This is a genomic window from Streptomyces sp. NPDC004542 (assembly GCF_040610035.1).
GTDB lineage: Bacteria > Actinomycetota > Actinomycetes > Streptomycetales > Streptomycetaceae > Streptomyces.
Map to the genome: position 1 here is coordinate 20,907 of NZ_JBEXLP010000025.1, position 17,569 is coordinate 38,475.

The following is a 17,569-nucleotide window of genomic DNA, read 5'->3' on the forward strand; positions in this document are numbered from 1 at the left end:
CGCCTTGCGCCGGGGTTCTCGCCATGCGAGGAACGGACACCGCCGATGGACTGGCCCGGTCATCTCGACGCGATCGACGAGAAGATCATCAATGAGCTCACCCGTAACGCCCGGCTCTCCCACGCCGAACTCGGGCACCGGGTGCTGCTGTCGCGCAACGCCGTGCGCCAGCGGATCGACCGGCTGGAACGCCAGGGACACATCCGCGGCTACACGATCGTCCGCGGCGGCGGGGAGGACGACGGCCGGCCCACCGCCTCCGCGTTCGTCCTGGTGTACCGCCAGGACCGGATGCGCGGCGGAGACGTCCTGGCCGCGCTCAAGGGCATCCCGGAAGTCGTCATCTGCGACGTGCTCAGCGGCGAGTTCGACCTCATGGTGCGCATCGAGGCGGCCTCGCTGGAACGCGTACGGGGCATCTGGGAACACATCGCCCGGATGCCGGGAGTACGCGACACGGTGACCGCGCTCACCCTGTCACAGGTGGTCAACCGGCCGCGCCCGCCCTCACCCTCAGGGACATGAGCCGCGCCGCGCGAGGCCTGTCCAGCAGTCCCTCCGCCACGGTGCCGGTCAGGGTCCAGCTGTGGGACCTCACCGTGTGCCGGTGGTTGTCCTGGGCCGTGACCGTGATCTTGAACCGGGTGCCGTCGGGAAGCGGTGCGGACAGGTGGACGGACGCCCGGTGGGTCGCCCGGTCGTAGGAGACGACGGCCGTGACGTGCAGCTTCCTCGCGGCTTTGGAACCCCGCAGGATGGTCACGGTCCCCTTGACGGACGACACGGCGGACTTCTTGGGCACGGCCATGACGAGGGCGTGCGCCTGGTCGGCGGTGTGCGCCACCGAGGACGCGGTCACCTCGGAGGCGGTGGCCGCCGCCAGGGACGCGCTGGGGTCGTCGGCGGTGAAGACGGGGCCGACCCAGTAGTTCGCGGATCCGTAGGAAGCGCTCGGGAAGGCCGAGCCGGTGCCGTACTTGTAGAGCCCGTTGTGGTGCGTGGTGGTGTCGGCCGTGGCCGTCAGCGGATAGGACTTGTGGGCCGCCGAGAAGTAGCCGCCGTCCACCGCGTAGTTGCCGTTCGGCGCGTGGTAGGAGACGACGTACGGGGTGTCGGCGGTGACCGCGACCGGCGTGGCGAAGGTCAGCGTCTGCCAGCCGGTCGCCGTCTCGCCCGTGAAGGTGCCGGTGGCGAGCAGCGTGCCGCCGTCGGTCCACAGGCTGCCGGTGTGGCTGCCCGTGTTGCCGGTGCCCTTGTAGAAGGTGACGCCCGTGACCCAGCCGGCCGCCGAGGACGTGAACCGGGCACCCAGCTCGACGGAGTTGGGGTCGGCGGTCATGTCGGTGGTGGCCGGCACGGCGGAGGAGTTCCACAGTGTGCAGGGGCAAGTGACCGCCGGCGGGGTGGAACTGGTGGTGAACGACCAGGTCACCGGGTCCGCCATGGTGTTGCCCCACACGTCGGAGGCCTGGACGGACGCGGTGTACCCGGTGTGCAGCTCCAGCTCCGTGGACGGTGTGAAGGTCGCCTTGTCCGACGCGGGGAAGGTGACGGCCCCCGGCACGGCGGTGCCGTCCGGGTCCTTCACGGTGAACGTCACGCTGTCGGTGTCGACGGCCGAGCTGAAGGTGGCCGACACCGGTGCCGTGATCGAGGCGGCGGTCGCCCCGGAGGTCGGAGTGGTCGAGGAGACGGTGGGCGGGGTCGTGGCGGCCGTCGAGGTGTCCAGCACCACGTCGACCCAGTAGTTGCTGCCCGAGGACTGCGAGGACGGGAAGGCGCTGGCCGAGCCGTAGTGGTAGACGCCGTTGCCGCCGTCGGTACCGGTCTTCAGGGCGGTCAGCGGGGCCAGTCCGGCGTCGCTGCCGGCGAACGAGGGGTCGTAGGAGTATCCGCCGTTGGGGGCGAAGTACGAGGCGATGTAGGTGGTGTTGGCCTTGACGGTCACCGGCGTGGAGAAGTTCAGCTGCTGCCAGCCGGAGGCCGTCTCGCCGGTGAAGGTGCCGGTGGCCAGGCGGGTGCCGGAGGCGGTCCACAGGCTGCCGATGTGGGTTCCGGTGTTGACGGGCGACTTGTAGAACCGCACACCGGTGACCGAACCGGGCACGGTCGTACGGAACTTAACGCCGAGTTCCACCGAGCCGCCGTCGCCGGCGTTGACGGTGCCGGGCACGGCCGAGGCCGGCCAGATGGTGCACGGGCAGGCCTGGGGGCCGACGGTCAGCGGCACGGTGGAGACGGAACCGATGTTGACGCTGTCGTCGACCGCGCGGACCTTGACGGACGCGGAGCCCGGGGTGGTGGGCGTCCATGTGTAGCTCCAGGACGCAAGGCCCTTGGCGGCCTTCCAGGTCGATCCGCCGTCGGTGGACACCTCCACCCGGGCCACCACTCCCCCGCCGGAGTCGGTGGCGGTGCCGGTGAGGGTGACCGGCTTCAGCGCCGGAACGGTGGCCCCGGAGGCCGGGCTGGTCACGGTGGCGGCCGGGACGGTGGTGTCGGTGGAGGCGGTGGCGGCGGCGAGGCTGCTCTGCAGGGTCTTCGGCTGGACCCCCATGTCGGCCAGGACGTTCACCGTCGCCTGCTGCATGCGGGAGTCCTCGGTGACCACCGTGTCATCGGGGTTGTAGGTCGGCACGTTGGTCAGTCCCCACGACCACTGGACGGTCCCGGTCCCGAACACCAGGGCCCCGGAGTCCTGGTCGCGGAACTCGACGAGATGGTGCGTCGCCGTGCCGTTGCCGTACAGGTTGCCCCAGTCCAGACGGTACGTGCCGTCGGTGATGTCGACCGTCGTGGACGACACGTCGATCTGCCCGGCGGGTCTGGTGCTGTTGTCGAGGTCGCTGTCCCACTCGTAACCGAGCGTGCCGGTCGGGAAGGTCGCGGTCTGGCTCGAGGTGAGGCCCGCGATGGAGGTGTTGCGCCAGATCCGGTTCCTGCCGTACGAGCCGGGTACGGTGATCGCGTCGGCGCGGTAGCCGTTCGCCTGGAACATGGAGCCGGTGAGGATGTTCGGCGGCTGGTAGGACTGGCCGTAGCCGGTGCTGGCCGGGTCCATCCAGGTGCCGGTCCAGGTGCCGCTGGGATCGGCGATACCGTTGTTGAACGCCATCTTGGTCATCTTGTAGCAGACCAGGGTGCGGTCGGCCGTGTTCGTGCCGTCGATGCTGGGGGCGAGCCGCGTCTTCCAGAAGACCTCGTTGCCGCTGAAGAAGCCCTCCCGCACGCCGGCCTTCCGCGCCGCCAGGACGTTGGAGTACTGGCTCTGTGTCCAGTACTCGTCATGGCCGGACGACATGTACACCTTGTGCTTCTCCAGCAAGGTGGCGCCGGCCGACGACGACACGTCCACGCCGGACAGATAGCTGACGTCGTAGCCGTTGCGCTCCAGCCAGGCCAGCATCATGTACTCGGAGCCGTAGATGCCGTTGTCGCCGCCGATGTCCAGCGGCCGGTTGTAGCTGACCTCGTAGGCGCGGCCGTCCGGCGCGGGCCCGGTGCCGCCGTACAGGTCCTGGCCGCCGTAGTCGTTGTACGCCTGCCAGGTCTGGTCGCTGGTCTGTACGACGATGTCGGAGGTGCTGGAGTCGTTGCGGACGACGAACGGGTACGGCATCAGGCCGTCGCCGTCGGTCTGCGTGAGGTTGGCGATGTAGAGGCCGGACACGGCGTCGCTGGGCACGGTCCAGGTCGCGGTCACCGGCCAGTTGCCGCAGTCGACCAGGCCGGTTCCGCTCTTGGTGGTACAACTGGCGGCTTTGGAGGTGTAGTTGGCCGGATAGGTCACGGCCGCCTGGGCCGCGGTCGACATCTGGCGCGCGCCGTCACCGCCGTACCAGCCCAGACGGTAGATCTGGATGTTGTACGAGACCGGTGACTGGACCTTGAACTGGACGGTGTCCCCGGCCTGGACGCTCTGCTTGGTGGTGAAGCCCTTGATGTCACCGTAGGCGTTGGCCGCGAACCAGTCGGACTTGGGGCTGCCCGTCTTGGAGTTCTCGCAGACGACGGGGTTGGAGCCCGAGCCGCACGGGTCGGAGGCCGCCTGGGCGGACCCGGCCAGCGGGAGCACCGCCCCTATCAATGCCGCTACGACGGCGAGGCGTCCGCCCCGGATCCGTCTGCTCCAGTTTTGCATGTGTACCTCTCAGCGGTGCTGTGCAGGACCGACCAGTGGGGTCGGAGGTGGAGCGTGAAGCTCTGGGGACCGGTCAGCTGCCGAGCGCGTCGGCGAACGCGTCCACGACGCGCTGCTGCTGGTCGGGGGTGATCTGCGGGTAGAGCGGCAGCGACAGGATCCGGTCCGCCGCGTGCTCGGCGTGCGGGAAGTCGCCCCTGGCGTATCCGAGATGACGGTACGCGGGTGTCAGGTGGACCGGGACGGGGTAGTGCACCCCGGCGCCGATGCCCTCGGCGTTGAGCTTGCCGACGATGTCGTCCCGGTCGGCGCCGGTGACCTGGACGACGTACAGGTGCCAGACGTGGAGGTTGCCGGGCGCCGTGACCGGGAGGACGACACGGCCGGCGTCCGCGAGGCCGGCGAGCAGGGTGTCGTAGCGGGCCGCGGCCGCACGCCGGGCCGCGTTGCCCTCCGCCAGCCGCGCCAGCTTCGCCCGCAGGACCACGGCCTGCAGGCCGTCCAGGCGGCTGTTGAAACCAGGGACGTCGTGGTGGTACTTGGCGACTGAGCCGTGGTTGGCGATCGCGCGGACCCGGCCGGCGAGTTCCTCGTCGTCGGTGAGCACCGCGCCCGCGTCGCCGTAGGCGCCCAGGTTCTTGCCCGGGTAGAAACTGGTGGCCGCGATACCGCCGCTGCCCGGAGCGCGTCGGTCCCGGGTCGCGCCCTGGCACTGGGCGGCGTCCTCGACGACCCGTACGCCCCCGGGCAGTCGGCCGGTCAGCGCCGTCACGTCGGCCATCTGCCCGTAGAGATGGACGGGGACGACCGCGCGGGTGGCGGGGCCGACCGCGTCCAGCGCGGCCTCGGGGTCGAGCAGGTGGCTGTCGGGCAGGCAGTCCGCGAGGACCGGGCGCGCTCCGGTCCTGGCCACCGCGCCGGCCGTGGCGATGAAGGTGTTGGCGGGCACCACGACCTCGTCGCCGGGGCCGATCCCGTACGCCCGCAGGGCGAGTTCGACGGCGTCGGTGCCGTTGGCGACGCCCACGCAGTGCGCGACGCCGCCGAAGTCCGCGTACTCACGCTCGAACCGGCGCACTTCGTCGCCGCCGACGAACGCGGTGTCGGCGAGGACCCGCGCGAATCCGGCCCGTACCTCGTCGGCGACCTCCCCGTGGGCCGCCTTGAGGTCCACAAGAGGAATCTGGTTCATGTCAGCGGTCCCCCCACTGTTCGCGTCACGCATCCTGTCCGCGACGCAAGTTCGTCGAGCGCGGGCTCGTCCGCCGCGCGCAGCCGTCGAGCCGGGCTCCCCGCCCAGACCTCGCCCGGCGGCACGTCGCCGAGCACGGCACTCCCCATCCCGATAAGCGACCAGGCACCGACCGTCGTGCCCTCCCTGACCAGGGCTCCGGCGCCCGCGTAGGCACCCTGTGCCAGCCGCGCGCCCCCGCCCAGGCGGACGCCGGACGCGATCGTGGCGTAGTCCTCGACCACGTCGTCATGGGTGAGGACGGCGTGCGGCATCACGGCGACATGCGCGCCCACCCGCACGGCCGCGGTCAGCACGCAGTGCGCGAGCAGCACCGAGCCGGGGCCGACCTCGGACGTCCGGGACACCGCGGCCGTCGGGTGGATCACGGTGGCGTAGCGGTCGGCGGGCAGGGCGAGCCGGCGGACGAGGCGGGCGCGGGCCGCGTAGTCCCTGGGGTTGCCCACACAGAGCACCACCCGGACCCCGGGCAGTTCGTGGACCAGGTCGCAGCCGCCGAGGACCGGCACGCCGTCCACCTCGGTGCCGTGCAGGACCGGGTTGTCGTCCAGGTGCCCGAGCACCCTGGCCTCGCCCGCGTCCGCCACGGCCTGCGCGGTCTCCCGGGCGAAGCCGCCCGCACCGACGATCACGAGTTCGCTCATCTTCGGGCCTGTTCGCGCAGTGCCGTCACGACGCGGTCCTGCTGCGCCCCGGTCATCGTGTGGAACAGGGGCAGGATCAGCGAGTCGCGGGTGATGCGCTCGGTGACCGGCAGCGGTGCGCGCGAGTGGTCGGCGTAGGCGGGTTCGAGGTGCGCGGCCATGATCCCGCGCCGGGCGGAGACGCCGGCCTCGGCGAGTGCGGCGAGCAGGCCGTCCCGGCCGACAGGGAAGTCCTCGTCCAGCAGCAGCCAGTAGGACTGGAAGTTGCTCTGCCCGTGTGCGGGATCGCGCACGGGAGTGAGGCCGGGGACGTCGTGCAGCAGCGCGTCGTACCGGGCCGCCAGCTCGCGGCGGCGGGCGATCATCGCGTCGAGTTTGCCCAGCTGGACCAGGCCGATGGCGGCCTGGACGTCCGTCATCCGGTAGTTGAAGCCGACTTCCAGGTAGCTTTCCAGGACCGGCTTGTCGCTCGCGTGGCGGTCCGCCGCCGAGGCGTTCATGCCGTGCTCGCGCAGCCGGCGCAGGCGGGCCGCCCATGCGGCGTCGTCGGTGGTGATCATGCCGCCCTCGCCGGTGGTGACGAGCTTGCGGGGGTGGAAGGACCAGGCGGCGAGCAGCGCGCCGTGTCCCACGGGCTTGCCGCCGACGGTCGAGCCGACGGCGCAGGCCGCGTCCTCGACCAGGGGCAGGTCCCAGTCGGCGCAGGCGGCGCGCAGAGCGGGTACGTCGGCCGGTACGCCGCCCTGGTGGACGGCGAGGACGGCCTTGGTGCGCGGGGTGCGGACCGCGTCCACGGTGGCGGCGGTCAGGTTGCCGGTGGCGGGGTCGACGTCGGCGAACACCGGCTCGGCACCGACGTACCGTACGGCGTTGGCGGTGGCGATGAACGACAGCGAGGGCACCACGACCTCGTCGCCGGGGCCGAGGCCGAGCGCGACCAGCGACAGGTGCAGGGCGGTGGTGCAGGAGCTGACGGCGATGCCGTGCTCGGCGCCCACCCGCTCGGCGAAGGCCTTCTCGAAGGCGGCGACCCTCGGGCCCTGGGCGACCCACCCGGACAGCACCGCGTCGGAGGCGGCCCGCGCCTCCTCCTCACCGAGCCAGGGGATCATCACCGGGATGCGGTCGGCGCTCACTTGGCCGCCTCCCGCTCCGCGCGCCACCACTGGACCAGGTCCCGCAGCCCGGTACGCAGGTCCGTCCGCGCCGTGAAGCCGAGCCGGCCGGCCGCGTGCGAGGTGTCCGCGAGCCGCCGGACCACCCCGTTCACCGCGCGTGCGGGCCCGTGCACCGGCTCCAGCCCTCGCGCTCCCATCGCCTCCAGCAGCCCCTCGGCGAGCTCGTTGAGTGAAGTCTCCGTACCGCTCGCGATGTTGAACACCTCGTCGGTGAGGTCCGACTCGGCGGCCAGCACGTTGGCCCTGGCGATGTCGCGGACGTCGACGAAGTCCATGGTCTGTGTGCCGTCGCCGAGGATCAGCGGCGGCTCGCCCGCCTCGATGCGTTCCATCCAGCGGATGAGCACCTCGGTGTAGAGGCCGTGGATGTCCATCCGGGGGCCGTAGACGTTGAAGTACCGCAGCGCCACGTAGTCCAGGCCGTACATGGCGTGGAAGCTGCGCAGCATGCCCTCGTTGAAGGCCTTCGCGGCGCCGTAGAAGGTGTCGTTGTTGTACGGGTGGTGGCGCTCGGTCGTCGGGAAGGTCTCGGCCATGCCGTAGACGGACGCCGAGGAGGACGCGATCACCTTGGCGACGTGCGCCTCGGCCGCCGCCTCCAGGACGTTGAAGGTGCCGTCGACCAGGACCTCGTTGGCGAGCCGGGGCTCCTCCGCGCACTGGGTGATGCGGATCGCGGCGAGGTGGAACACCAGGTCGGCGCCTTCGGTGACCTTCCGTACGGTCTCGGCGTCCCGGACGTCGCCCTCGACGATCTGCACGACACCGCTGGGCAGGGCCTGGGCGAGGTTGGCCCGCCGCCCGCGCACGAAGTTGTCGAGTACGACGACCTCGCGGGCACCGCCCTCGGCCAGGAGGTCGACGAGGTGGGAGCCGATGGTGCCCGCTCCTCCGGTGACCAGGATCTTCTTGCCTCGAACGCTGCTCAACTGCTGTGCCCTCTCCGTGAATGGAATGCGCTGGACCGGTCTCGTTCAATGGCCGGCGCGCAGGCCGACGACCGCGCCCTTGAACGCGAGGCTCCGGGACGCCGCCTCGAGGATGTCCAGCACCCTCAGGCCCGCCCGTCCGTCGGTCAGCGGCGCCCGGCCCTGTCTGATCGCCTCGCCGAACTCGTCGACCATGCTGCGCAGCGCTTCCTTCTCGCCGATCGCGGGCGCGACCATGTCCCCGGAGCGGTAGGAGACGAGCATGTCCCGGCGCTCGTCCGCGCCGATCTCCTGGGGCGAGGCCAGGTCCACGCCCCGGTCGAAGATCGCCACGCGCTGGGCGGGGTTGAGGTCGTCCCAGATCAGGGTGCGCTTGGAGCCGCCCACCATGGTGGTGCGCACCTTGGTCGGGGAGAGCCAGTTGACGTGCACGTGGGCGATGGCCCCGGTGTTGAGCTGGAGCGTCAGATAGGCGACACAGGCCTGGCCGGCGCCGATCGGGTCGGCACCGTGGGCGGCGACGGCGACCGGCTCGACGTGGTCCGGGAGGATGAAGTCCAGGATCGACAGGTCATGCGGGGCGAGGTCCCACAGCACGTCGATGTCCTTCTGGACGAGCCCGAGGTTGATACGGACCGAGTCGACGAAGTGGATCTCGCCGAGTTCGCCGGAGCGGACCAGTTCGCGGATACGGCCCACCGCGGGGGTGTAGCAGTAGGTGTGGTCGCACATCAGGGTGAGCCCGCGTTCCTCCGCCTCGGTCACCAGGCGCATCCCGTCGGCCCAGGTCGCCGCGAGCGGCTTCTCCACGAGGACGTGCTTGCCGGCGCGCAGGGCGGCCAGGGCGATGTCGAGGTGGGTGCCGGCGGGCGTGGCCACGGCGACGGCGGCCACCTCGGGGTCGGCGAGGACGGCCGCGTAGTCCGAGGTGGCCCCGACCGTCGAGTAGCCGCCGAGGACCCGCCGTGCCCGGTCCACGTCGAGGTCGCACAGCCAGCGCAGCCGGAAACCCTCGCCGGCCTGGAAGTTGCGTACGAGGTTGGGGCCCCAGTAACCGGCCCCGACGACCGCGACCCCCAACGGCTCCTGCGTCACTGTCTGCCTCTTCCTCTGAGTCCTCTGGGTCCTCTGGGTCCTCTGAGTCCTCTGGGTCCTCTGGGTTCTGTGGTCCATCAGTAGGCCCCCGTTCCGCGCACCACCACGGCTCCGGTGCGCGCCAGGATCGACAGGTCCAGGCCCATCGACCAGTTGTCCACGTATCCGAGGTCGAGCCGGACCGCCTCGTCCCAGGGCAGGTCGGAGCGTCCGCTGACCTGCCACAGTCCGGTGAGGCCGGGCTTCACGAGCAGTCGGCGCTTGAGGTCCGGCGTGTACGCCTCGACCTCCTCGGGCAGGGGCGGCCGGGGGCCGACGAGCGACATGTGGCCCTTGACGACGTTGACGAGCTGCGGGAGTTCGTCGAGCGAGCTGCGGCGGAGGAACGAGCCGACCCGGGTGATCCGCGGGTCGCCCTTCACCTTGAAGAGCAGACCGTCGCTGTTCTGGTTGAGGTGCTCCAGTTCCGCGCGGAGGGCCTCCGAGTCGGGCCGCATCGTGCGGAACTTCAGCATGGTGAAGTGGTCGCCGTACCGGCCCACCCGCTGCTGCCGGAACAGGGCGGGGCCGGAGCTGTCCAGCCGGACGACCAGGGCGATCAGCAGCATGGGCAGGGCGAGGAGGAGCAGCAGTGCCGCCGCGAAGGAACGATCCAGCAGTTCCTTGGGCAGCCGCGAGACCCGGGAGAGGTTCGGTGGCTTGATCCGCACCAGGGGCACCCCGTTGGTGGGCCGCACCGCCAGCCGGGAGGCCGACACGTCGGTCAGCACGGGGGCCAGCAGGAAGTCGACGCCCTGCACGGCGGCGGTCCAGGACATCCGGCGCAGGACGGAGGCGTCGAGCTCGGGCGCGGGCAGCACCACCACGGTGGTGATGCCCAGGGCCCGGACGACGTCGTTCATGCCGGCGACGCCACCGAGGGCGGGGAGCCCCAACTTACGTATCTCCGAGGCGTTCTCGGGATCGGTCAGGCACACTCCGGCGGCCTGGAGTCTCGGTGTGCCGCCGCGCCTGAGCACCGCGACCAGCTCCACGACGCCGCGCGACGGCCCGACCAGGAGCGTCGCGCTGCCGTCCCGGCTCCGGGCCCATCGCCGGTGCAGGCGGCGGCACAGCGTATACCGGACCGCGAGGGCGATCACGGCAGCCGGCAACGCCGCCATGATCATGTCATAGAGGAGGTCCGTGTCGTGGGTGAACAGCCGGCACACGACGGCGGCCAGCGCCAGAAGCGCGACGGCCCCGCGGAGCACCCGGCGGTATTCCTCGGTGCCCAGACCGAGGGTGCCGCGGTCATAGGAACGGTGGGCCAGCATGGCCACGATCCAGGTCGGGGGCAGCACCAGGGCCACCGCCCAGCGGCCGTAGGCCGCGTGGATCAAGAAGGCCGCCACGGCGGCCGCGAGGCCGTCGGCGACCAGCAGGACGACGCGGTACTTCCGTTCCCGACGTCTTCGGCGGCCATGCGGACTCCTGCGTTCCACGACCGATTGCTCATGCGTGACCTCAATGGTCATGCGCCCCCCACCACATGCGCGGCTACCCCTGACCGAAGTGCCCTCGACACGGCGGCACTGGAAAGCGAGGGAGCTTCAGCGGTTCCCCAACCGCCTCACGCTCCCAGCATGCTGGTACGTACTGAGTGTGCGGATCTGTTCAACTGCCGGACCTCTGACATGCGATCAAGATCCAGTTCCCACCCAAACCGGTCCGGCGGTCATCAATCTAGACCACGCGGCTCACTCTCGGGAACAGTTGGACGAAACGCATGTAGCAAGGGTGACACCGACGGCATACTGCCCACGTGACGAGCATCGTGATCCCGGCCCACAACGAGGCCAGAGTCATCGGCCGGCTCCTCGACTCGCTGTTGGCCGATTCCGGCCCCGGGGAATCCGCGGACGACACCGACATCGTGGTGGTGTGCAACGGCTGCACGGACGACACCGCGCGGATCGCGGCCTCCCGTGGCCCGCGCGTCCGGGTGGTGGAGATACCCGTGCCCTCCAAGCACGCCGCGCTGCGGGCCGGTGACGACCACGCGCGCGGCTTCCCGCGCCTCTACGTGGACGCCGACGTCGTCCTCACGAGCACCGACGTACGGGCACTGACCGGGCCCCTCGACGACGACACCTCGGGCATCCTCGCCACCGCCCCCGCACGGCGGATTCCGCTGACCTCCTGCGCCTGGCGGGTGCGCGCCTACTACCGGGTGTGGCAGCGGCTGCCCGCCGTACGCGAAGGGCTGTTCGGCCGGGGCGTCATCGCGGTCTCCAAGGCCGGGCACGCCCGGATCGCCGCGCTGCCGCCGCTGATGGCGGACGACCTCGCCGCGTCCCTCGCGTTCACGCCGGCGGAACGGCTCGTGGTCGACGCGGCCGGCGTGGTGATCCAACCGCCGCGCACCTGGCAGGACTTGATCAAACGGCGCATCCGGGCCGCGGTCTCCACCGCCCAGGCCGAGCAGTATCAGCGGCCGGACGGGGCCTCGGCGCGCACCAGCAAGGCCGACCTGAAAGCGCTGCTCCGCCGGGAGCCGAGGCTCCTCGTGGCCGTCGTGGTCTTCGTCGCGGCGGCCCTCTCCGCCCGGCGGGGCGCCCGGGAAGCCATCCGGGCACAGGACTTCGGCACCTGGCTGCGGGACGAGAGCAGCCGGCAGAACTGATCGCGCCGCACCTGGAGTTCATGTCTTGTATCTCACCGACCGTTCCCGGCCCGCCGGGGCAAGCACCGACCAGGACCGAAGACGCGGGCCGGGGCGCAGGGTCGCGCCGGTCGTGTTCGTGCTGGGCACGGTCAGCCTGATCACCGACATCTCCTCGGAGATGGTCACCGCCGTCCTGCCGCTCTACCTCGTCAGCACGCTCGGCTTCAGCCCGCTGGGATTCGGCACCCTCGACGGCGTCTACAACGGCGTCAGCGCACTGGTCCAGCTCACCGGCGGCCACCTCGCCGACCGCATCCGCAACCACAAGCTGCTGGCCGGGCTCGGCTACGGCCTGTCCGCGCTGTGCAAACCGCTGCTCCTGTTCGCCGGCAGCATCGGCACGCTCGGCACGGTCCTCGCCCTGGAACGTACCGGCAAGGGCCTGCGCACCGCGCCGCGCGACGCGATGATCTCCCTGTCCACACCGGCCGGGAACCAGGGCCGCGCCTTCGGCGTGCACCGTGCGATGGACACCACGGGCGCGATGATCGGCCCGCTGGCGGCCTTCCTCATCCTGCGCGCGGCCGCCGACGGCTACGACGCGGTGTTCGGGGTGAGCGCGTGCGTCGCCGCACTGGGCGTGCTCGTACTGGTGCTGTTCGTGCCGGGCAGGGGGAAGGACACCCGGGCCGAGGAGGAGAGCGGGCCGGACGCCCGGCCTCCCGTCCGCGTCCGCGAAGTGCTCGGGCTGCTGCGCCTGCCCGAACTCCGCGCGCTCGCCGGCTGTGCCGCCCTGCTGGGGCTGACCACCGTCAGCGACGCCTTCGTCTACCTGCTCCTCCAGCGGCGGGCCGGTGTCGGCGAGCAGTGGTTCACGCTGCTGCCGCTGGGCACCGCCGTCGTGTTCCTGCTGCTGGCCGTGCCCGTCGGAGCGCTCGCCGACCGCATCGGACGGCGCACGGTGTTCCTCGCCGGACACGCGGCCCTGCTCACCGCCTACGCCCTGCTGCTCCGGGCCCCGGCCACGCCGGGCACCCCGGTGCTCGTCCTGCTCGTCCTCGCCCTGCACGGCACGTTCTACGCGGCGACCGACGGGGTGCTCCCGGCCGCCCTCGCCGGCATCGTGCCCGAGCAGCTGCGCGCCAGCGGCCTCGCCGTCGTCGGCACCAGCCAGGCGCTGGCCCGGTTCTGCTGCTCGCTGGCCTTCGGGGCCGCCTGGACGATGTGGGGCGACGGCCCGGCACTGGCCGGCGCGGCGGCCGGCCTGCTCTGCTGCGCGGCGGTCGCGGGCGTGGTGCTGCGCCCGGCCGACGGAGACCGGTGATCACTACGCCACGACCACAGCGACACGAACCCCAGGGATCCAGATGACATCGAAACGCCGCCTGCTCATACTCGTCGCGGCGGTCCTGGTGCTCGCGGGCGTGGGAACCGGTGTGGTCCTGCACGCCGCCGTCCGCGCGGACCGGGCGAACCAGCCGCACCCGGGCGGTCCCGCGGTCAGCGCGGGCAAGCTGACGCTCGCCCAGAAGAGCCGCCTGATGTTCGTCAACGCGGCCGCCGGCCCGCACCGCACCGCCGTCGCCTCGGTCCCGTCGGCCGACCCCGGGGGCGGCCGGACCGCCTCCGGCCTGAAGTGCGCCCGCTTCTACGCGGCGGCCGGCACCGGCATCTGCCTCCAGTCCGACCCCGGCGTCCTCAAGCAGAGCAACCGCGTCCTGCTGCTGGACGCCGGCCTGCGCACCAAGCGCTCCTTCCCGCTCGCGGGCACGCCCAGCCGGGCCCGGGTCTCGCCCAGCGGCCGCTTCGCCGCCTGGACGGTCTTCGTCTCCGGCGAGTCCTACGCGTCCGCCTTCTTCTCCACCCGGACCTCGGTCCTGGACACCCGCACCATGCGGCTGACCCCCAGTCTGGAGACCTTCTCCGTCATCAAGGACGGCAGGCCCTACCACGCCTCGGACATCAACTTCTGGGGCGTCACCTTCGCCACCGACGACGACACCTTCTACGCCACCCTCAACACCGCCGGGAAGACCTACCTGGTGCGGGGTTCACTGTCCCGGCACGAGGTCACCACCCTGGTCGAGAACGTGGAGTGCCCCTCGCTCTCCCCCGACGGAACCCGGGTCGCCTTCAAGAAGCGGGTCCTGTCGCGTACCGACCTCTGGCACGAGTACGTGCTGGACCTGCGCACCCTGCGCGGGACGCCGCTCGCCGAACGCCACAGCGTCGACGACCAGGCCACCTGGCTCGACAACCGCACCGTCGCCTACGCCCTCCCCAGCGACGGCGACGTCAAGAGCACCGACCTGTGGAGGGTGCCCGCCGACGGCACCGGTAGGCCCCGCCTGCTGGTCCCGGCCGCGTCCTCCCCGGCGCCGCTGTAGGCCCCCGGTCTTCCGCTCAGGGCCGGCGGCGGCGCGCGAGGGAGGGCCCGTCAGCCCGCCGAGTCGGACAGCACCGCCAGTCCTGCGATCAGGCCCATGACCAGCACGTTGACCAGGACCGCGTACAGGATGCACAGCCAGCCGACGACGATGGCCGCCAGCGACAGCCAACGGCCTTCCAGTTGCTGCCTCTTCGCTCGGCGGCGCCCGATGTGCCCGGATACGACGGCGACCAGCGCGCAGAGGACCAGCAGGCCCAGGATCGGCGCCGAGTACGCCACCGTGAGCCAGCCGCCCATGACGGAACCGCTCGCGTAGACCACGCTGCCGGCAGCCGCGTAGGCGCTGACGAGGGCGGGCTTGTTCCTGGTCCGGCCGGCCGTCTGTGGTGAGGTGCTCATGACCGGCACGATATCCGTGGCGAGCGGGTGCCGGCGGGTGGCCCGTCGGCTCAGTCACCAGACCCCTCCGGTGGCCGGAACCCGCCGGCCGCCTCCCTGGGAGGCGGCACGGCCCGGGCGAGGTCGCGTTCCAGGGCGTCCAGGGCCTGGCGGGCGGTCACGATGCGCTCGGCCAGGAGCAGGTGCTGCCGCTCCTGTGCCGCCCGGTGCCCTCCCTCCACCGCCTCCTCCTCCCGCTCCATCTCGCGTGCTTCGTCGAGGGAGGTGATGACCACGCCGATGAGGACGTTGACGAGGACGAAGGAGGCGATCAGGACGTAGGACGCGTAGTAGGCCAGGCTCCATCGGGAGACCGCCAGGCCGGCGTGGACCGCGTCGCCGATGCCGTCGAGGGTCATCAGGAGGAAGAGGGTCAGTACGGCGCGGCCGATGGAGCCGTAGTGCTCGGGGTCGTGGCGGCCGAAGAAGACCCAGCCGACCATCGCGTAGACGTACAGCAGGAGTGCGCCGACGAGCAGGAAGCTCAGCGTGCCGGGCAGGCTGCGGGCGACCGCGACGAGGACGATCCGCAACTGGGGCAGGAAACGGGCCGTGCGCAGCACCCGCGCCAGCCGCAACAGCCGCAGCACCGTGGTGTTCTCCCGCACGACGGGCAGGAACGCGCACACCACCACGGCCAGGTCGAAGAGGTTCCAGGGGTCTTTGAAGAAGTCCCGCGGCCGGTCGGCGTGCGCGGCCAGGCGTACGGCGATCTCCGCGGTGAACACGACCAGACAGCCGTGTTCCGCCAGCCGCAGCCATCGGTGCCACTCCTCGACCAGCCCGGAGTAGGTCTCCAGACCCAGCAATGCCGCGTTCAGGAGGATCACCGCGAAGACGGTCAGGGCGAACCACCGCGACTCCGTGATGTCCCGGCACCGGCGGGCCAGTTCCGGTCGGCCCGCTCGTAACCTGATGGTGCTCGTCTGGCCTTGCTGCTCCGGCATTCTGCTGCCCTGACTCCTTGTCGCACGACGCGCCCTCCCGGCAGGCCCACCTGGTCGCCGGGCTTATGGGGCGATCACCCTTCAGGAGACACTTCTACAGTACTGTAGAAAAGCGAGTTGACGCGACCGGGAAGGCGGCAGGGCGAGCCCCGTGCCGGCCAGGGCGATCGCGGCGCGGGCGACCGGGCCGGGCCCGCGGCCCCGGCCGGCAGCGTGTTGTCGCCGAACCGGACCGGCCGTCGCCCGGCCTCCGTCTCGGTCAGGCCGCGCGGGCCGGCGTCCAGTTCGCGGAGCACACCGAGAACGCCGCGCGCGGGACGTCCCGGACGGAGGTCCTCCGCGCCTCCTCGGTCGTCGCCGGACGCGGTGGCGGCGCCGGAAGCCGGTGTCTCCGCGTCCCGTCCCGAGGCCGCGGCGGTCTCAGCCACCGATCCGGCGCAGCCGGTGCACCGGCGGGGAGCTGTGCCGGGAGCCCGCGGTCAGCTGACCGACCATCAGCCGCACCAGCGTCACGACGTCGGGGTCGTCGATGTAGTAGACCTGGCGCCGGCCCTCCCGCCTGGAGCGGACGAGCCCGGCGAGCTTCAGCTTGGCCAGGTGCTGGCTGACCGCGGGCAACGCGCCCCCCACCCGGTGGGCGAGATGCGTGACATCGCTCTCACCCTGGGACAAGGCCCACATCAGGTGCAGCCGGGCGGACGAGGCGAGCATCGCGAACGCGGCGGCGGCAGCGGCGAGCACCTCGGCGGGCGGGTCCTCGAAGCCACCGGCGTTCTCCGTCACAGCCCTCTCCCGTCCCGCCCTGTTCACTGCCCACGCACACGCGCCCACACATAGTAGGCGCTGGGTCACCGACCGCCGTGCGCCGCCGGGAGCGTCCGGGAACCGGGTACGCCGACCTCAGACGTTGACGCCGAAGCCGGCGGCGATGCCGGCCAGGCCGGAGGCACAGCCCTGGCCGACGGCCCGGAACTTCCACTCGGCGCCGTTGCGGTACAGCTCGCCGAAGACCATCGCGGTCTCGGTCGAGGCGTCCTCGGACAGGTCGTACCGGGCGAGTTCGGCACCGCCCGCCTGGTTGACGACGCGGATGAACGCGTTGCGCACCTGGCCGAAGCTCTGGCCCCGCGCTTCGGCGTCATGAATGGACACCGGGAAGACGATCTCGTCGACCTCGGCAGGCACGCCGGCGAGGTTCACCTTGATGGACTCGTCGTCGCCCTCGCCCTCGCCGGTGAGGTTGTCGCCGGTGTGTTCCACCGAACCGTCCGGGCCGGCGAAGTTGTTGTAGAAGACGAAGTGCTGGTCGGACACGACCTTGCCCGAAGCGTCCAACAGCGGGGCGGACGCGTCGAGGTCGCCGGCCTCTCCACCGTGATGGCGGTGTGCAGCACGGTGTGCCTGGAACTGCTGATGGTGGTCGGCACCGCCCAACTGCCCGGCGACCCGCTGCCGGACGGCTGGCCGGATCCCGAGGTCCGCGAGAGCGTGCCTCGGCACTCCGCCGGCACCCGCGCAGCGCCAGGGTGCCGGCCGCCCACGCCAACCCGTTCCATGGCCGCCGCGGGCGGCCGTGAGCTACACGACGGAGCGCTGGGCGGGCGAAGGAGCCGCCCAGGTTGTCGGAAGCCGCAGAACCGTCGCCCGTGCGGTCGGCGAGGCGGCGCTCGTCTCGCGCGGCACCCCCGCGCCCGCACCCGCGCTCGCCGCCCTCGCCGCCCCGGGCCCGCTTCCCCGCCGGGTCGCGGCCCTCCTCGAGCCGGCCCCCGCCGTGCGCTCCCGGCTTCCGGTGTTCACCACGGTGGGCCTGGCCCTGTGGACCACTGCCACCAAAGTCCTGCTCTCGGCGATGTTCTCGGCCAACTCGGCGTTCACGCTGCTGCTTCCGCTGCGCGCGGCGACGCCGCTC

Annotated in this window: 14 protein-coding genes and 2 pseudogenes; 5 read left to right on the top strand and 11 right to left on the bottom strand. The window is 71.7% G+C overall.

The window, feature by feature from the left end; all coding sequences use genetic code 11:
- The first annotated feature begins 45 nt into the window (after window positions 1-45).
- Window positions 46-525, top strand: a complete 480-nt coding sequence (locus ABZX30_RS16390; protein WP_355934000.1) for an Lrp/AsnC family transcriptional regulator — start codon at window positions 46-48, stop codon at window positions 523-525.
- Here the strand turns inward: ABZX30_RS16390 and ABZX30_RS16395 are convergent.
- From ABZX30_RS16395 to ABZX30_RS16425, 7 genes are all read right to left on the bottom strand, one after another.
- Complete coding sequence (locus tag ABZX30_RS16395) at window positions 488-4,141, bottom strand: DUF4082 domain-containing protein (protein ID WP_355934001.1); 3,654 nt, start codon at window positions 4,139-4,141, stop codon at window positions 488-490. The genes ABZX30_RS16390 and ABZX30_RS16395 overlap by 38 nt on opposite strands.
- A 73-nt stretch (window positions 4,142-4,214) precedes the next feature.
- Complete coding sequence (locus ABZX30_RS16400; protein ID WP_355934003.1) at window positions 4,215-5,333, bottom strand: DegT/DnrJ/EryC1/StrS family aminotransferase; 1,119 nt, start codon at window positions 5,331-5,333, stop codon at window positions 4,215-4,217.
- Window positions 5,330-6,037, bottom strand: a complete 708-nt coding sequence (locus ABZX30_RS16405; protein WP_355934004.1) for a NeuD/PglB/VioB family sugar acetyltransferase — start codon at window positions 6,035-6,037, stop codon at window positions 5,330-5,332. Before ABZX30_RS16405 ends, ABZX30_RS16400 begins: the two co-directional genes overlap by 4 nt.
- Complete coding sequence (locus ABZX30_RS16410) at window positions 6,034-7,173, bottom strand: DegT/DnrJ/EryC1/StrS family aminotransferase (protein WP_355934006.1); 1,140 nt, start codon at window positions 7,171-7,173, stop codon at window positions 6,034-6,036. Before ABZX30_RS16410 ends, ABZX30_RS16405 begins: the two co-directional genes overlap by 4 nt.
- Window positions 7,170-8,144, bottom strand: coding sequence for an SDR family NAD(P)-dependent oxidoreductase (locus tag ABZX30_RS16415; RefSeq protein WP_355934008.1), 975 nt, complete (start codon window positions 8,142-8,144; stop codon window positions 7,170-7,172). Before ABZX30_RS16415 ends, ABZX30_RS16410 begins: the two co-directional genes overlap by 4 nt.
- Window positions 8,145-8,189: 45 nt before the next feature.
- Complete coding sequence (locus ABZX30_RS16420) at window positions 8,190-9,239, bottom strand: Gfo/Idh/MocA family oxidoreductase (RefSeq protein WP_355934009.1); 1,050 nt, start codon at window positions 9,237-9,239, stop codon at window positions 8,190-8,192.
- A 77-nt stretch (window positions 9,240-9,316) separates the two neighbouring features.
- The gene (locus ABZX30_RS16425) at window positions 9,317-10,756 is read right to left on the bottom strand and encodes a sugar transferase (RefSeq protein ID WP_355934010.1); all 1,440 of its coding nucleotides are present in this window, start codon (window positions 10,754-10,756) and stop codon (window positions 9,317-9,319) included.
- A 287-nt stretch (window positions 10,757-11,043) separates the two neighbouring features.
- On the opposite strand from ABZX30_RS16425, the gene ABZX30_RS16430 reads away from it, so the two are divergent.
- From ABZX30_RS16430 to ABZX30_RS16440, 3 genes are read left to right on the top strand one after another with little or no spacing between them, the layout of a single operon-like run.
- Window positions 11,044-11,904 carry a glycosyltransferase family A protein gene (locus ABZX30_RS16430; RefSeq protein ID WP_355934012.1) on the top strand — a complete coding sequence of 287 codons (861 nt, stop codon included), beginning with the start codon at window positions 11,044-11,046 and terminating at the stop codon, window positions 11,902-11,904.
- 25 nt (window positions 11,905-11,929) lie between these two features.
- On the top strand, window positions 11,930-13,210 hold the full coding sequence (locus ABZX30_RS16435) for an MFS transporter (RefSeq protein ID WP_355934013.1): 1,281 nt from the start codon (window positions 11,930-11,932) through the stop codon (window positions 13,208-13,210).
- A gap of 43 nt (window positions 13,211-13,253) precedes the next feature.
- The gene (locus tag ABZX30_RS16440) at window positions 13,254-14,273 is read left to right on the top strand and encodes a TolB-like translocation protein (RefSeq protein ID WP_355934014.1); all 1,020 of its coding nucleotides are present in this window, start codon (window positions 13,254-13,256) and stop codon (window positions 14,271-14,273) included.
- Between the two features lie 50 nt (window positions 14,274-14,323).
- On the opposite strand, the gene ABZX30_RS16445 is transcribed toward ABZX30_RS16440, so the two are convergent.
- The 4 genes and pseudogenes from ABZX30_RS16445 to ABZX30_RS16460 all read right to left on the bottom strand — a co-directional run.
- Window positions 14,324-14,674: a DUF4190 domain-containing protein gene (locus ABZX30_RS16445; protein WP_355934016.1), complete on the bottom strand. Its 351-nt coding sequence runs from the start codon at window positions 14,672-14,674 to the stop codon at window positions 14,324-14,326.
- 50 nt (window positions 14,675-14,724) lie between these two features.
- Window positions 14,725-15,660, bottom strand: a complete 936-nt coding sequence (locus tag ABZX30_RS16450) for an ion transporter (RefSeq protein ID WP_355934017.1) — start codon at window positions 15,658-15,660, stop codon at window positions 14,725-14,727.
- Between the two features lie 420 nt (window positions 15,661-16,080).
- The gene (locus ABZX30_RS16455; protein ID WP_355934019.1) at window positions 16,081-16,443 is read right to left on the bottom strand and encodes a metalloregulator ArsR/SmtB family transcription factor; all 363 of its coding nucleotides are present in this window, start codon (window positions 16,441-16,443) and stop codon (window positions 16,081-16,083) included.
- A gap of 117 nt (window positions 16,444-16,560) precedes the next feature.
- Window positions 16,561-17,019 (bottom strand): annotated as a pseudogene (locus ABZX30_RS16460) (TerD family protein); the annotation flags it as partial.
- Between ABZX30_RS16460 and ABZX30_RS16465 the strand changes: the two are divergent.
- A pseudogene (locus tag ABZX30_RS16465) lies at window positions 17,011-17,569 on the top strand (hypothetical protein); the annotation flags it as partial. The pseudogenes ABZX30_RS16460 and ABZX30_RS16465 overlap by 9 nt on opposite strands.

Coding starts and splice junctions, on each gene's coding strand:
- ABZX30_RS16390 (WP_355934000.1), top strand. CDS start 46: ATGGACTGGCCCGGTCATCTCGACGCGATCGACGAGAAGATCATCAAT.
- ABZX30_RS16395 (WP_355934001.1), bottom strand. CDS start 4,141: ATGCAAAACTGGAGCAGACGGATCCGGGGCGGACGCCTCGCCGTCGTA.
- ABZX30_RS16400 (WP_355934003.1), bottom strand. CDS start 5,333: ATGAACCAGATTCCTCTTGTGGACCTCAAGGCGGCCCACGGGGAGGTC.
- ABZX30_RS16405 (WP_355934004.1), bottom strand. CDS start 6,037: ATGAGCGAACTCGTGATCGTCGGTGCGGGCGGCTTCGCCCGGGAGACC.
- ABZX30_RS16425 (WP_355934010.1), bottom strand. CDS start 10,756: ATGACCATTGAGGTCACGCATGAGCAATCGGTCGTGGAACGCAGGAGT.
- ABZX30_RS16440 (WP_355934014.1), top strand. CDS start 13,254: ATGACATCGAAACGCCGCCTGCTCATACTCGTCGCGGCGGTCCTGGTG.
- ABZX30_RS16445 (WP_355934016.1), bottom strand. CDS start 14,674: ATGAGCACCTCACCACAGACGGCCGGCCGGACCAGGAACAAGCCCGCC.
- ABZX30_RS16450 (WP_355934017.1), bottom strand. CDS start 15,660: ATGCCGGAGCAGCAAGGCCAGACGAGCACCATCAGGTTACGAGCGGGC.